General features: G+C 40.6%; 11 protein-coding genes and 1 pseudogene. 3 read left to right on the top strand and 9 right to left on the bottom strand.

Going from position 1 to position 14,390, the window contains the following annotated elements:
* Window positions 1–77 precede the first annotated feature (77 nt).
* The 6 genes from JFU50_RS17680 to JFU50_RS31510 all read right to left on the bottom strand — a co-directional run bounded on the left by JFU50_RS17680 (window position 78) and on the right by JFU50_RS31510 (window position 4,931).
* On the bottom strand, window positions 78–1,097 hold the full coding sequence (locus tag JFU50_RS17680; protein ID WP_053347162.1) for a rod shape-determining protein: 1,020 nt from the start codon (window positions 1,095–1,097) through the stop codon (window positions 78–80).
* 148 nt (window positions 1,098–1,245) lie between these two features.
* The gene (gene radC, locus JFU50_RS17675) at window positions 1,246–1,920 is read right to left on the bottom strand and encodes a RadC family protein (RefSeq protein WP_201187977.1); all 675 of its coding nucleotides are present in this window, start codon (window positions 1,918–1,920) and stop codon (window positions 1,246–1,248) included.
* A 60-nt stretch (window positions 1,921–1,980) separates the two neighbouring features.
* Window positions 1,981–2,550, bottom strand: a complete 570-nt coding sequence (locus JFU50_RS17670; RefSeq protein ID WP_201186040.1) for a Maf family protein — start codon at window positions 2,548–2,550, stop codon at window positions 1,981–1,983.
* A gap of 182 nt (window positions 2,551–2,732) precedes the next feature.
* On the bottom strand, window positions 2,733–3,704 hold the full coding sequence (locus JFU50_RS17665) for a hypothetical protein (protein ID WP_201223487.1): 972 nt from the start codon (window positions 3,702–3,704) through the stop codon (window positions 2,733–2,735).
* 342 nt (window positions 3,705–4,046) lie between these two features.
* Entirely contained in the window at window positions 4,047–4,799 is a 753-nt protein-coding gene (locus JFU50_RS17660; RefSeq protein WP_446728142.1) for a prepilin peptidase, read from the bottom strand.
* On the bottom strand, window positions 4,800–4,931 hold the full coding sequence (locus JFU50_RS31510) for a hypothetical protein (protein ID WP_274608355.1): 132 nt from the start codon (window positions 4,929–4,931) through the stop codon (window positions 4,800–4,802).
* A 313-nt stretch (window positions 4,932–5,244) separates the two neighbouring features.
* Here JFU50_RS31510 and JFU50_RS17655 point away from each other — a divergent pair.
* A protein-coding gene (locus tag JFU50_RS17655; protein ID WP_201182105.1) for an IS3 family transposase occupies window positions 5,245–6,593 on the top strand; the annotation gives its coding sequence in 2 pieces (ribosomal slippage) (window positions 5,245–5,689 and window positions 5,689–6,593; 1,350 coding nt in all).
* A gap of 199 nt (window positions 6,594–6,792) precedes the next feature.
* On the opposite strand, the pseudogene JFU50_RS17650 reads toward JFU50_RS17655, so the two are convergent.
* A pseudogene (locus tag JFU50_RS17650) lies at window positions 6,793–8,107 on the bottom strand (IS1182 family transposase).
* Between the two features lie 358 nt (window positions 8,108–8,465).
* On the bottom strand, window positions 8,466–9,749 hold the full coding sequence (locus JFU50_RS17645) for a bifunctional folylpolyglutamate synthase/dihydrofolate synthase (RefSeq protein ID WP_201223485.1): 1,284 nt from the start codon (window positions 9,747–9,749) through the stop codon (window positions 8,466–8,468).
* A gap of 99 nt (window positions 9,750–9,848) precedes the next feature.
* Here JFU50_RS17645 and JFU50_RS17640 point away from each other — a divergent pair, with 99 nt between their 5' ends.
* Both JFU50_RS17640 and JFU50_RS17635 read left to right on the top strand, forming a co-directional pair.
* The gene (locus JFU50_RS17640) at window positions 9,849–10,790 is read left to right on the top strand and encodes an ATP-grasp domain-containing protein (RefSeq protein WP_201186048.1); all 942 of its coding nucleotides are present in this window, start codon (window positions 9,849–9,851) and stop codon (window positions 10,788–10,790) included.
* Window positions 10,759–11,613, top strand: coding sequence for an ATP-grasp domain-containing protein (locus JFU50_RS17635; protein ID WP_201223483.1), 855 nt, complete (start codon window positions 10,759–10,761; stop codon window positions 11,611–11,613). The genes JFU50_RS17640 and JFU50_RS17635 overlap by 32 nt, the downstream gene beginning before the upstream one ends.
* Window positions 11,614–11,694: 81 nt before the next feature.
* Here the strand turns inward: JFU50_RS17635 and JFU50_RS17630 are convergent, their stop codons facing one another.
* Window positions 11,695–14,346 (bottom strand): valine--tRNA ligase, encoded by a 2,652-nt coding sequence (locus tag JFU50_RS17630; RefSeq protein WP_201223481.1) that lies wholly within the window; start codon window positions 14,344–14,346, stop codon window positions 11,695–11,697.
* Between the last annotated feature and the right edge of the window lie 44 nt (window positions 14,347–14,390).

Raw genomic sequence — 14,390 nt, 5'->3', positions numbered from 1 at the left:
GCTTAAAGAAAAAGCAAAGCCGGCCCAAGCAACCTTTTGTTGAGCCGGCCCTATTTGAGAAGTAATGCTTGTAATGCTTATCTTGAATCTCTTGATTTAGTCTTGAACAAATGAATGTGGTCCAATGCTTTACCCGTTCCGATTGCAACACAATCAAGCGGATTTTCAGCAATGATTACTGGCATTTGCGTTTCTTCACTGATGACTTTATCCAAATTGCGCAGCAAAGCACCTCCGCCTGTTAGTACAATACCTCTGTCCATAATGTCAGCTGCAAGTTCAGGTGGTGTTTTTTCTAAAGTGTTTTTCACTGAATCTACAATCGCAGAAACTGTATCACTTAATGCTTTAGAGATTTCCTCAGCTGTAATTTCGATCGTTTTTGGTAATCCAGTCAAAAGGTCACGGCCGCGAATTTCCATATTTTCAATACCTTCCGTGTCACCTGCAGAACCAATTTCCATCTTAATCGCTTCAGAAGTACGTTCACCGATCATTAGATTGTAGTTCTTACGAATGTAAACGATAATGGCATCATCCATCTCGTCACCAGCAATGCGAATTGATTGGCTTGTTACAATTCCACCAAGGGAAATAATCGCTACTTCCGTTGTTCCCCCGCCAATATCAACGACCATGCTGCCTGTAGGTTCCCAAACAGGAAGATCAGCTCCGATAGCTGCTGCAAACGGTTCTTCAATTGGATAGGCATCACGAGCTCCAGCTTGTCTAGCTGCATCGATAACTGCACGCTGTTCAACTGCTGTAATTCCAGAAGGCACACAAATCATGACATACGGTTTGTTACCGAATACGCCCTTTTTTTGAGCTTCTTTCATATAATACTTCATCATTGTAGCCGTTGTTTCATAATCGGCAATAACTCCGTCCTTCATCGGGCGAAGGGCAACCACGTTTCCAGGTGTACGACCGATCATGTTTTTCGCATCATTTCCGACTGCGACAATCTGTTTTGTATCTGTTTGCACAGCAACAACAGATGGTTCACGTACGGCAATTCCTTTTCCTTTTACATAAACAAGCGTATTAGCTGTTCCTAAATCAATTCCTATATCTCTAGCGCCAATTCCAAACATTATGGTATCTCCCTTTCGTAAACAAAAATGCCTTTTTATAAGTTCAAATAATAATTTGTCGTTTTTTGACAATAAGAGTTTTGAAAAAGTTTCCTCTTTTAAAAATCATAAACAATATTATATCGTATCATCAAAAATTTTGATAGTGTCATAAATAACCTTTTTCCTTCAAACTAACATATTTGTGCTCCCCAATAATGATATGATCCAATACTTCAATCCCAATTATTTTACCACATTCGACTAATCTTTTCGTTACTTCAATATCTTCTCTGCTGGGAGACGGGTCTCCGGAGGGGTGGTTATGAAGACAGATGATAGAGGCAGCAGACCTTCTGAAAGCTTCTTTGAAGACCTCACGCGGATGCACAATCGAAGCATTGAGACTGCCGATGAAGACTGTCGTTTTATGAAGAACTTGATTTTTCGTATTTAAATAGAGACAGACGAAATGTTCTTGTGTCAAAAAACGCATTTCTTCCATGCAATAATTGGCACCATCTTCAGGAGAGCGGATCACATAGCGGTCTGGATCATTTAATTTTTGAATTCTCCTGCCAAGTTCGACCGAGGCTAAAATTTGAATCGCTTTCGCTTCACCAATCCCTTTAATCCCGGTCATTTCTTCGACAGAGGCTTCTTTTAACAGACGCAGACCCTCGAAAGATTTGATGAGACGACTAGAAAGCTGAAGAACAGATTCTTCCTTTGTTCCAGTCCTCAACAGCAGAGCAAGCAATTCTTGATTGGAGAGGCTTTGCGGCCCGTCTTGCAGGAATCTTTCGCGAGGCATCTCTTCTTTCGGGTAACCCCGCATTTGCATTTTTTCACTCAAAGCATCCACCCTTCCTTATAAAAGGGAGAGTGCCAGAGGAGAAATCTATTACGTCATGTCTGATTGCATCACCTTAAGTTCGCGAGCTAGTCTTGAAACCGGAAGTCCGACAACAGTGAAATAGTCCCCATTAATTTGTTTGACAAGAAGTGAACCGTATCCTTGAATACCATAGCCGCCTGCCTTGTCAAAAGGTTCGCCGCTGTCCAGATAACGTTCGATTTCAGCTTCTGACAGCTCCCAAAAAGTCACTTCCGTTTTTTCTGCAAATACTTTGCTGTGCTTACCGAATATAATAGCGACACCTGTGTACACTTCATGTGTTCTTCCTGATAACATCTCGAGCATTCTTTTTCCATCGGCACGGTTGATTGGCTTGCCCAATATCTCACCATCAAGGACAACAACTGTATCTGAGCCGATTACCCAGCTTTCCTGATGATCAGCCGCAATGGCTGCCGCTTTCCTAGAAGCTAATTCTTGTACCGCCTCTTCCGCACGCATGTTTTCATCAATACTTTCATCGACATTGGAATTCATACTTTCGAAGGGTATTTGAAGGAATTGTAGAAGTTCTTTACGACGCGGTGATGATGAAGCTAAAATCAATGGTTGCATAATAAAAAGTCACCTTTCTTTACATAGGGAGATACATTTCTATCCTATCAAATTATGGAGAAATCCACAATTATTGTTTACTAGGAATCGACAATGGCCGTATCTTATTTCCCGGAAAATAAAAAAAAGTTGTCATAAAGGGGAGCTTGTCCTGTTAAATAACTCCCCTAGATCATCAACTTTCACCCTGTTATTTTTTGGTAATTCAATAAAAAGTCAAGCAGACTTCCTTGAGCCTGTAAAAGATATTCTTCCTTTTTTGATGTTTCATATTCGGTTATCAACTTTGCCGCAGCTGATAGATTATTATTCATTTGGGAAAGTTCTGATGATAAGTTCTCCCCCTTTAGCTTTTCCATATTTTTTTTCAGAGTTTCCTCGTTTACTGTTGTTTCCTTACCCCGAAGCTTGGTTGCGGATGTTTCTGCTAATGAAGAATATACAGCCTTCATAGTGTCGAGTGTTTCCTCATCTTTTTGGCTTTTACTCGCCGCTTCAAAATTGATTTCCTTCCAATAAACGTCTACATCATATGACTTTAAAAACAATGCCAGCTCCTTACTTGCAGTTAGGCTCTCCGCTGATCCTAAAAATAAATAATAGCTGTCTTCTAATTTGAAAATTTCAGCAGGAACCTGCTTTTCAATGATTTTTTTTTGAATTTGTTTCGCCGCATCCTCGCTGCTGAATACACCGCCTTGTACAAGGAATGTTTTCAGCTGAGCTCCTTGTTCCATAGTTTCTGGTTTTGTATCCTCAGCAGGAGATGCCGTTTTGATAGAGGTCTCAACTGAAGTATCAGCTGCCTTTTCCTTAGTAATGGTTTTAACGGCAATTAAGCCAAGTATCGACCCGAAAAACACCGCGCAAATGACTGCAATCAAGAATGGTTTTATTGGTCTTTTGTCCGGACTATTTAACGTGCCAGTACCAAAACCGATAAGCTTTGGCATTTTCTTCTTTTTCGGGGCAGGGACCAATACAACCTTGTTCTCGATTGAATCATCCGGTAGAATCCATTCAAAACTATCATCAGTTTGTTCCTGCTCCTCACCCGCTGCCTCTTGATCGACATTCTTATTTTTATCGGCAAATACTTTTTCTTCCCCATTTATTTTTATCTTAATACCTTTGCTTTTTTCGGACTTGTCCACTTTTTTTCCTCCTCTCCTGATCATTTTTTCCATCCTATCATAGAGGCAAAAAAAAATAACAAGACTTTTGTCGTCTTGTCATTAATAGGTTTCGTCAAATTTCTCTATTCATATTTCCCTAAACTAAGGACATTCTTCAAAATGCATAGGTTCCGTTATTTCTGATCCTTTGCCGTCGCATAATTTGCATTTCTCACCTTAAATAAATTCCTAGTAAACTATGTCAGTTAAAATAGTAACCATGTCCTTTAAAATCAAAAACGCAAGATGTCCAGAAAGTTTTTGACAAATTTCATCAAAACAAGGATCGTCCCTTTATGAAATAGATTCCCCTAATTATTATCATCTTAAAAAGTGCACATACCACTGTAGAATGGACTCGCCCCAAAAATAAGCAGTCAATGTCCCAAAAACGATATACGGTCCAAAAGGAATCAGTGTTTTCTTTTTAATCACGCCTGTTAGCATACCGATGATGCCAAAAAATGCCCCATAAAAGCTCGCAAACAGAAACGATAACAGCACCAACTTCAATCCGAGTGCAAAACCAATCACTGCAAACAGCTTGATATCACCGCCACCCATACCTCCCTTGCTCACCACAGCGATTAATAGAAGCAAACTAAAGCCAACCGTGGCCCCTACAATTGAATCCCACCAAGGAGATAGTGGAAAGAGAACGCGTAGAAATAAAAAAATCACTGCAAAGAAAAGTAGTACCTTATCAGGAATGAGCATATAGGCCACGTCAGAAACAAAGATGATCATAAACAAAGAAATCAATGTCCAGGCAATCCATAGTTCGTCCACCCTACCAAGGAATAAAGGAGCTGAAACAAACAAAACACCTGTTAGCATTTCTACAACCGGATAAAGGGGGGAAATCCTGGCCTCACAGCCACGGCATTTACCGCCTTGTATCACATAAGAAACAACTGGTAGTAACTCGAACGACGTCAAGGTTCGTCCACAAGATTGACAAGCAGAGCGCCGATTGGTAAATGAATTTCCTATAGGAACACTTAAGCCGACAACGTTATAGAATGAGCCTAAAATTAGACCTAGGGCGAAGAGAAAGAGATAGAAAGGCATCATTTATTTTACTTGCACTCGGAATCTATTTACTTCGATTGAATCCTTAGCATCAATTGTAAAAGTGCCTATATCAGAAATTCTAATTCCTTTTACAGAACATTCTACTTTGTCATAATCACCGGGGTTCTTCATAATTATTCATTCCTCTCGTTCTTTAATTTGCCATCTCTACTTCTGCCTTCAGTAGATCTCCCTCCTAGTAACTAGTGTATTTCTCTTTAGATTGCCGAATTATTCTTTAGTCCTATAGAATCAATACTTAAACATATTTTAACAAAAATACAGGATAATAGGGAATTGATATATAGGTTTTTATTAAAAGTAGTTTTCTTCTTTTAAGGCTCTGTTAAACGATTATGCTGATAGTTACCAAAAATAAAAAGGACCTTGAATGAACTGCACCCCAATTGTTAGACAACATCTAACAATTGGAGGTGCAGTTTTTTTGACTAAATATACGATAGACGAAAAATTACATGCAGTTTTAGAGTACTTGGAAGGGAAAAAATCCTATAAATCCATCGCACAAGAAAGAAATGTAGGTTTATCCCCTCTGAAGAGATGGGTCGCTCGCTATCTAGAACATGGGATGGAAGGAATTGCTTCATCCTATACAAATTACACTCTGCCCTTTAAACTAGAGGTACTTAATTATATGAACGAATATGGGGCATCGATCAGCGAGACCGCTGTACACTATAATCTTCCTTCCGATTCTACACTTTTGAAATGGTCAAATCAGTTGAAGGAAGGAGGTATAGACGCCCTTAAACCAAAGAAAAAGGGGCGTCTATCCATGAAAAAAGAAACCAAAAAAACATCACCAGCTAAAGGCTCTCAAGAAGCACTTCTTGCCGAATTAGAATACTTACGTGCAGAGAATGCCTATCTAAAAAAGTTGAATGCCTTAGTTCAAGAAAAGGAAGCCCTACAAAGAAAGACAAAGCGAAAGTAGTCCATGAACTAAGGAAACAATTTGATTTAAATCTGCTTCTATCCATTTCTAACATGGCACGGAGTACATACTATTATTGGGTAAACGCCTTCGGGCGTGAGGATAAATACACAGAAATGAAATCCCTTATCGAAGAGATTTTCCATACGCATAAAGGGCGCTATGGGTATCGGCGTATCACCCTAGAATTACGTAACAGAGGTGCTCGCATCAATCATAAAACAGTTCTCCGATTGATGAATGAACTAGGATTGAAGTCTTTAGTTCGCATGAAGAAATACCGTTCGTACAAAGGGAAAATCGGCAAGATTGCACCCAACATTCTAGCACGTGATTTCAAGGCAACAAACTCAAATGAAAAATGGGTGACAGACGTCACAGAATTCCATCTAGCTGGGGAGAAACTATACTTATCGGCCATTCTTGATCTGTTTAATGGAGAAATCATCGCCTATAATGTCGAATCTCGGCCTGTTTATCCCCTCGTTTCCAAAATGCTGGAGAAAGCCTTTGACCGCTTGGAATCGAAAGATTCACCCATTCTTCATTCAGATCAGGGCTGGCATTACCAGATGAAACAATATTCGCATGATTTGAAAAGACATAACATTACACAAAGCATGTCCCGTAAAGGAAATTGTCTCGATAATGCGGTCATAGAAAACTTCTTTGGCCTATTAAAATCAGAGTTACTTTATCTTCAAGAATTTGAAAGCATGGAGCATTTCAAACAAGAATTAGAAGAATATATCCATTACTACAATCATCAACGAATCAAGGTAAAATTAAAAGGCATGAGCCCGGTAGAATTCCGGGTTCATGCCCTCAAGGCTGCCTAATTAAATAAAGTGTCTAACTTTTTGGGTTCACTTCAGAACAGGTCCTTTCAGTTTGTAGACAAAAGGGGTTCGGAATGTTTTAATTCCGGACCCCTTTTGAAATTCCCTTTGAATTTTGCTCAAGATTAAGAGATTGGGCCTCTACGAGCCCACTTTATTAAGCCATTCTTGGACCTTGCCATGTCCAATTGGCTATCTTCTATAAATTCATGGCAGCGAAAGTAAGCATCGCCTGCATCGACAATTTTTTAAGTCCCCTTAAAGTAGTCCAACGCATACCATGCTTTTCTTTTGCATCTGCGAATACACGCTCTATTGTTTCTTTACGTTTCGCATATATAGGTTTTACATCCTTGTGATGACGCAGATGATCTGCTTCTTCCATATAATTTTGCCAGATATGGCGTGTCACCACTTTTTGATGGTCTTTGCTTACTGTACACTGTGATAAAAATGAGCATGTCGCACAAGTGTGTTTGGGTGATTTGTACTCGCGATAGCCCTCTTTATTTGTTGTTGAGTACTTTAAAATCTCGCCCGATGGGCAGAGATAACAATCAAAATGTTCATCGTAAACATAGTCATGCTTGCGAAAGAACCCTTCTTTTGTTCGTGGACGTGTATAGGGTAAAGCTGGTGTGATTTCTTTCCCAAAAAGGTCTTGTAATGGCTGGTGTTTTGTAAGCTGCATCTGCGGCAACAGCTTCAGGTTTTCCAACTTTCTCAATCACTTGTTCAACAAGAGGCTCTAAGATATGACTATCATGCGTATTTCCCGGTGTTACAATCGTCCCCAGCACAAAACCGTTGCGGTCCGCAGCCGCATGAAATGAATAGGCAAACTGTTTTGTTCGTTCATCTTTTACATAGTAGCCACTCTCAGGGTCAGTTGTACTTTCTTTAATTTCTTTGGTTTCTTCTTTATCAAATTTATCCGGTGGAAAAGGCTTCTTTCCATTGTTTTCACGATCTTGATTTATTTCTTCTTGAAGGCGTTCTTGATATGCTCGTGTTTCCTTACGAACGATTTTCTTTTCGAATTTTCGCTTATTCGCACTGGCTTTCACATGTGTTGAATCAACGAATACGTGCTCTGCACTTATTAACTTTCTTTCTGAAGCTGTCATTAAGATACGATAAAAAATCCGTTCAAACAGGTCTGTATCTTTAAAGCGACGCTCATAATTTTTCCCGAACGTTGAGAAGTGAGGTACTTTATCATGGAAACCGTAACCTAAAAACCAACGGTAAGCCATATTCGTTTCAACTTCTTCAATCGTTTTACGCATCGAACGAATACCGAAGGTATATTGAATGAATGTCAATTTAACTAAAATAACTGGATCAATACTTGGGCGCCCTATCTCTGAATACATATCTTTCACCAAGTCATAAATGAAAGTGAAGTCAATGGCCCCCTCAATTTTACGAACCAAATGGTTCGCTGGCACCAGTTGATCCAAAGTAATCATTTCAAGTTGATCTCGCTGAATAGAATTATGTTTCGAAAGCATCGTCATCACCTCAAGTTTTAATACTTCTATATTAAAACAAAAAGGACTGTAGGCAAAAGTGGTTATATCTAATTGTTAAAACAAAGTTGATTGGAACGGAAGGTGCGAGACTCCTGCGGGAAATGCGTGTCCAAGGGAGACCCCACAGGCGCAAAGGCGCCGAGGAGGCTCCCTGACCGCCCGCGGAAAGCGAGTGCCTGGAGTGGAAATCAACGTCGAATTTTTACAACCCCTCAAAAAAACTGTAGACAAACTTGATTTTCATCGAGTTTGTCTACAGTCTGAAAGGACCCTGAACTGGTCCTTTTTGTGAAAATAACTCATTTTGTCATGAAACCTGATATTGATTATAGATCTATCAAAATTCAGATATAAATTCCCTAACAAGTGAAAGGAAATAAAGGGAACCTGTAATGACAAGAATCTCTTTTTCCCCTGCTTTCTGTCTCCCTTTCCTTATCGCCGACTGCCAATCCTTATCTATGCTTTTATTTTCATGACTGCATTGTTTATAAAGTTTTTCCGCATTAGCCGCTCGTTCATGGTTGAATTCGGTAATGATGATTTCAATCGCTTCCTTTTCCAGCATATGCAGCATCTGTGAATAATCTTTATCCCGAAATGAACTGAAGATAAATCGGTAAGTGTACTCTGGATAATGTGTCTTAAGTGTTTCTATCAGTACTTCGATGCCAGCAGGGTTATGCGCCCCATCAATGATTACCAACGGCTCGTCAAATATTTTTTCAAAACGGCCATTCCATTTCGCCTCCCCTATTCCCTTTCGAATGCTTTTTTCATCTATGCCTTCTATAACTAACATGACAGCAGCGACGGCCAGTGCTGCATTATCTATTTGGTGACGACCTAACATCTGAAGGTCAATATTCCGGATAGACCTATTATCAAGTGAGATTGAGAAGCTTTGCCCATGTTTACTTTGCTTCACATCATTCACATAAATGTCCCTTCCTAATTGATAATAGGGTACGTTTGCTGAAGCTGCTTTTTCTTCGATTACTTTTGCTGGCTCCTCGGCCGTGACTCCACTGATAATCGGTGCACCACTTTTAATGATGCCAGCTTTCTCTGATGCAATTTCCGCAAGGGTGTTTCCTAGAATATTCGTATGTTCCAAAGAAATTGAGGTAATGATCGAAAGAAGTGGCTGGATGACATTCGTTGTATCGAGCCTGCCTCCTAGTCCCGTTTCCATTAGAACTAGATCAACTTCTTTTTTGCTAAAATAAGAGAATGCCATCGCTGTTAGGATTTCAAATTGAGTCGGTCCGTTCCCCGCACTATCCATCTCTTGTACAATTGGCCAGAGTTCCTGGAAAGCAGCGACAAAGTCATTGTCACTGATTTCATCTGTATTTATCTTCAGTTGTTCATTCATGCGTATTAAATACGGCGATGTGAAGGAAGCGACCCGAATTCCTTCTGCTAGCAGGATTTCTTTTATATAATGCAAGGTAGATCCTTTCCCGTTTGAACCTGCAATATGAATATACTTTAGACCTTCTTGGGGATTACCTAATTTAGTTAATAATGTTTCCATTCGTGATAGGCCAAAATTCATACCTAATTGAACCTGTCGTTGTTCGAAAAAATGATTGATTTCTTTCATGGTCTTTCCCATTTATCAATAAGCCTCCTCTTTCTTTACACCGCTCTTATGCGTTAAAATTATTTTATCAATATATTAACGATTTACCTAGATGAAAGGTAGTGATTTACCGTGAAACCTTCTGCACTCCACTGTTGGATTGTCGTCAACGGCTATTTACAACATGATAAGTTTTCTAGTTTAGCTTTATTTATTAAAGAAGCAGCTGAAAGAAAAGAGATTTCGGCAACCCTTGTCCGTAATTCCGAACTTATTCCTGTAATTGAAAAAGGATTGCCTATGCTAAAAGGAAATTTTGAAAAGTTGCCTGATTTTGTCCTGTTCATGGATAAAGACATTCATTTGGCTCGCCATTTGGAATTGCTCGACATTCCCGTATATAACAGCAGCACAGCGATTGATATTTGCGATAGCAAAGCAAAAACGCATCAAGCGTTAGCAGGGCATGGCATTCCAATGCCGAAAACCTTATTTCCTCCGTTTACGTATGAAGGAATTGAAAGAATAAATGTGGATGCTTTTAAAGATATCGGCCTTGAACTTGGATACCCGCTTATCGTAAAGGAAGCATACGGCTCATTTGGTGAACAAGTGTATTTAATTCAATCAGAGGCTGAATTTTTGAAGACAGTCCATAAGCTTGGACACAAACCATTTATTATTCAAGAATTCATCGAGCACAGTAAGGGCCGTGATATTCGCGTGAATGTCGTCGGAGATCAAGTCATAGCTGCAATGCACCGCAAATCCGAGCATGACTTCCGAGCTAACATGACAGTTGGAGGCCATGCATTACCATACAGCCCCACCAAGAAAGAAGCGGATCTGGCCATCCGATGTGCTTCGATTCTCGGTGCAGACTTTGCTGGCGTCGATTTATTGTTCGGTGAAGATGGCCCGCTTCTATGCGAAGTGAATTCGAACTCGCATTTACTAAATATTTACGACTGTACTGGCATCAACATCGCTGATAGCATGTTTGATTATGTGTTAGACAAATTAGAAAAAGGAAGTATTTCAGATGAACAAACAAACAGGTTGGTTGATCTATAACCGTGATGATGCCGAAAAAAACAGAGGATACATAGACTGGATGCTCGACGAAGCTAAAAGGCTAGATCTTGATTTACATTTTCACTTCCGAGAAGACATCAAAATTGGTCATCGTTTCAATGAGTTGTTCGTGGAACATAAGCAACATCCTATTGAATTGCCAGACTTTGCGATTGTTCGGACCATCGATCCTTTTCTCACAAAACAGTTGGAGCAAGTGGGTATTGCCTGCTTTAACTCCTCTTTCGTATCCGAAATGGCGAATGACAAAGCAAAAACGCATCAATATTTGACCTCAATCGGAATTCCGATGGCCGATACCGTGTATTGCCAAGGAATGCCGAGTGCTGATGATATGGATTTCCCGTTCATCGCTAAAGAAGCCCATGGGCGCGGCGGGAAACAAGTATATTTGATTGAACACGCACATGATTTAGCCGAATTGTCGGAAGGAAATTGGATTGTCCAAAAGCCCTGCGTATTCGGCAAGGATATCCGCGTTTTTGTGATTGGTAAAAAAGTGGTGGCCGCTGTACTTCGAGAGTCCTCCTCCAGCTTCAAGGCAAATTATACGTTAGGTGGATCAGCTTCATTATATGAGCTGTCTGTACCTGAAAAAGCGCTTGTTGAAAGAGTAATCGCAGCTTTTGAGTTTGGCATGGTCGGAATCGATTTTATTTTTGCCGAAGATGACAGCCTAATGCTCAATGAAATCGAGGATGTAGTGGGTAGCAGGACACTTAGTGCACTAAGTGACATTAATATTGTAAGAGAGTATCTTATTTTTATTAAAGATAGAATTTCCTCTCAACCGGACATTTAATCACGACTGATTGAAGATTAATATTTATTAAACACAAAAAAGGATGAACCAGCATAATAGGCCGGTTCTTCCTTTTGCATTTTACAGCTGTTTCAATTCGTTGATTCTGTGGATCACAGAGTCACGTTTTTCGCTGTAGTCTTTTTCTTTGGCACGTTCTTCATCAATAACGCTTGCTGGCGCCTTTTTAACAAAGCCTTCGTTCCCTAATTTTTTCTGTACGCGTTCGACTTCTTTATTAAGTTTGTCGAGTTCTTTTTCAAGACGTTTCACTTCTTCGTCGATATTGATCAGTCCTGTAAGCGGAAGGATTAGTTCAACACCAGTTACAACTGCCGTCATTGCTTGAGCTGGTTCTTCGACTTCGATGCCGATCGTCAAGTGTTCAGGATTACAGAAACGCTCGATATAGCTGCTGTTTTTCTGTAATGTTGCTAAGATGGACTCGTCTTTCGCTTTTAAAATCAAATTGATTTTTTTGCTTAACGGTGTGTTCACCTCAGCACGAATGTTACGAACGGAGCGGATGATTTCAACAAGCAGCTTCATTTCCTCGGCTGCAGCTGAATCTGTCAATTCTTCGTTCACTTCCGGCCAAGCAGCAACAGTGATCGACTCACCTTCATGAGGAAGGTTTTGCCAGATTTCTTCGGTAATGAATGGCATGAAGGGATGCAACAATCTCATCGTGTTATCTAGCACGTAAGCTAAGATTGAACGAGTCGTTTTCTTCGCTGCTTCGTCTTCGCCATATAACGGAAGTTTCGCCATTTCAATATACCAGTCACAGAAATCATCCCAAATGAAGTTGTAAAGCACACGGCCGACTTCACCGAACTCATAACGGTCAGCGAGTCTTGTTACGTTTGAAATCGTTTCGTTCAAACGCGTTAAAATCCATTTATCGGCTACAGATTTTTCACCGCTTAAATCGATTTCGTCATACGTCATGCCATTCATATTCATTAAAGCAAAACGGGATGCGTTCCAGATTTTGTTGGAGAAGTTCCAAACCGCTTCCACTTTTTCGGTGCTGTAACGAAGGTCCTGACCTGGTGAGCTGCCCGTTGATAAGAAGTAACGCAGGGAATCAGCACCGTATTGATCGATAACATCCATCGGATCGACTCCATTACCAAGCGATTTGCTCATCTTGCGTCCCTGTTCGTCACGAACAAGACCGTGAATCAGTACATCTTCAAAAGGACGTTCGCCCGTGAACTCAAGTGCTTGGAAAATCATCCGTGAAACCCAGAAGAAAATGATATCATAGCCTGTCACAAGTGCTCCGGTTGGATAGTATCGTTTAAAATCAACGCTATCTTTGTCTGGCCAGCCCATAGTTGAGAACGGCCATAAAGCAGAGCTGAACCACGTGTCCAAAACATCTGTATCTTGTTCCCAGTTCTCAGCATCCGCAGGCTCTTCATGTCCTACATACACTTCGCCTGTTTCCTTATGATACCAAGCCGGAATGCGGTGGCCCCACCAAAGCTGACGGGAAATACACCAGTCGCGAATATTTTCCATCCAGTGCAGATACGTTTTTTCGAATCGATCTGGAACGAAATGAACTTTTTCATCATCAGACCCTTTTTGAAGCTCAACTGATGTATCCGCAAGAGGTTGCATTTTGACGAACCATTGAGTCGAAAGATATGGTTCAACAACAGCACCGCTTCGCTCTGAGTGACCAACTGAGTGAAGGTGATCTTCTATTTTAAAGAGTACTCCTTCATCCTGAAGGTCTTTGACGATTTGCTTACGGCACTCGAAGCGGTCCATACCTTCGTATTTACCGGCCTTTTCATTCATCGAACCGTCTTCATGCATGACAAGGATGCGCTCCAAATTGTGACGGTTCCCAATTTCAAAGTCATTCGGATCATGGGCAGGTGTAATTTTAACCGCACCAGAACCGAATTCCATATCCACATAATCATCACCGACAATCGGAATTTCTCGACCTGTAATTGGCAAGCAAACCATTTTACCGATTAAATGCTTATAACGGTCATCTTCAGGGTGTACGGCAACAGCAGAATCGCCAAGCATGGTTTCTGGGCGAGTTGTAGCTATTTCAATTTCACCTGATCCGTCAACTAATGGATATTTCATATGGTAAAATGCGCCCTGAACATCTTTGTAAATAACCTCGATATCAGATAACGCTGTTTTCGTTGATGGATCCCAGTTGATAATGTATTCCCCGCGATAAATCAAGCCTTTGTTATAAAGGGACACGAATACTTCACGTACCGCTTTAGAAAGCCCATCATCAAGCGTGAAGCGCTCACGTGTATAATCAAGACCAAGACCAAGCTTTGACCATTGTTCACGGATATGACTCGCATACTCCTCTTTCCATTTCCATGTTTCTTCTACAAACTTCTCACGGCCTAAGTCGTAACGGCTTACGCCTTCTGCACGAAGCTTTTGTTCAACTTTTGCTTGCGTAGCGATACCAGCATGGTCCATACCTGGCAACCATAAAACGTCATAGCCTTGCATCCGTTTCATGCGAGTTAATATATCTTGAAGTGTTGTATCCCAAGCATGGCCTAGGTGCAGCTTACCTGTTACGTTCGGCGGTGGAATGACAATCGTATATGGCTCTTTTTTGTCATCACCTTTTGTTTCAAAAAACTTTCCATCAAGCCACCACTTATAGCGGCCTTTCTCTATCGTCTGCGGATCATATTTAGTCGGCATCGAAATTTGGTTCTCTTCCATAATCATTTCCTCCTTTTAAGGGCATAAAAAAAACTTCCATCATC

The organism is Peribacillus sp. TH14, from assembly GCF_016651145.1.
GTDB classification, from domain to species: Bacteria; Bacillota; Bacilli; order Bacillales; family DSM-1321; genus Peribacillus; species Peribacillus butanolivorans.
This window is presented reverse-complemented; position numbering and strand designations above follow the sequence as displayed.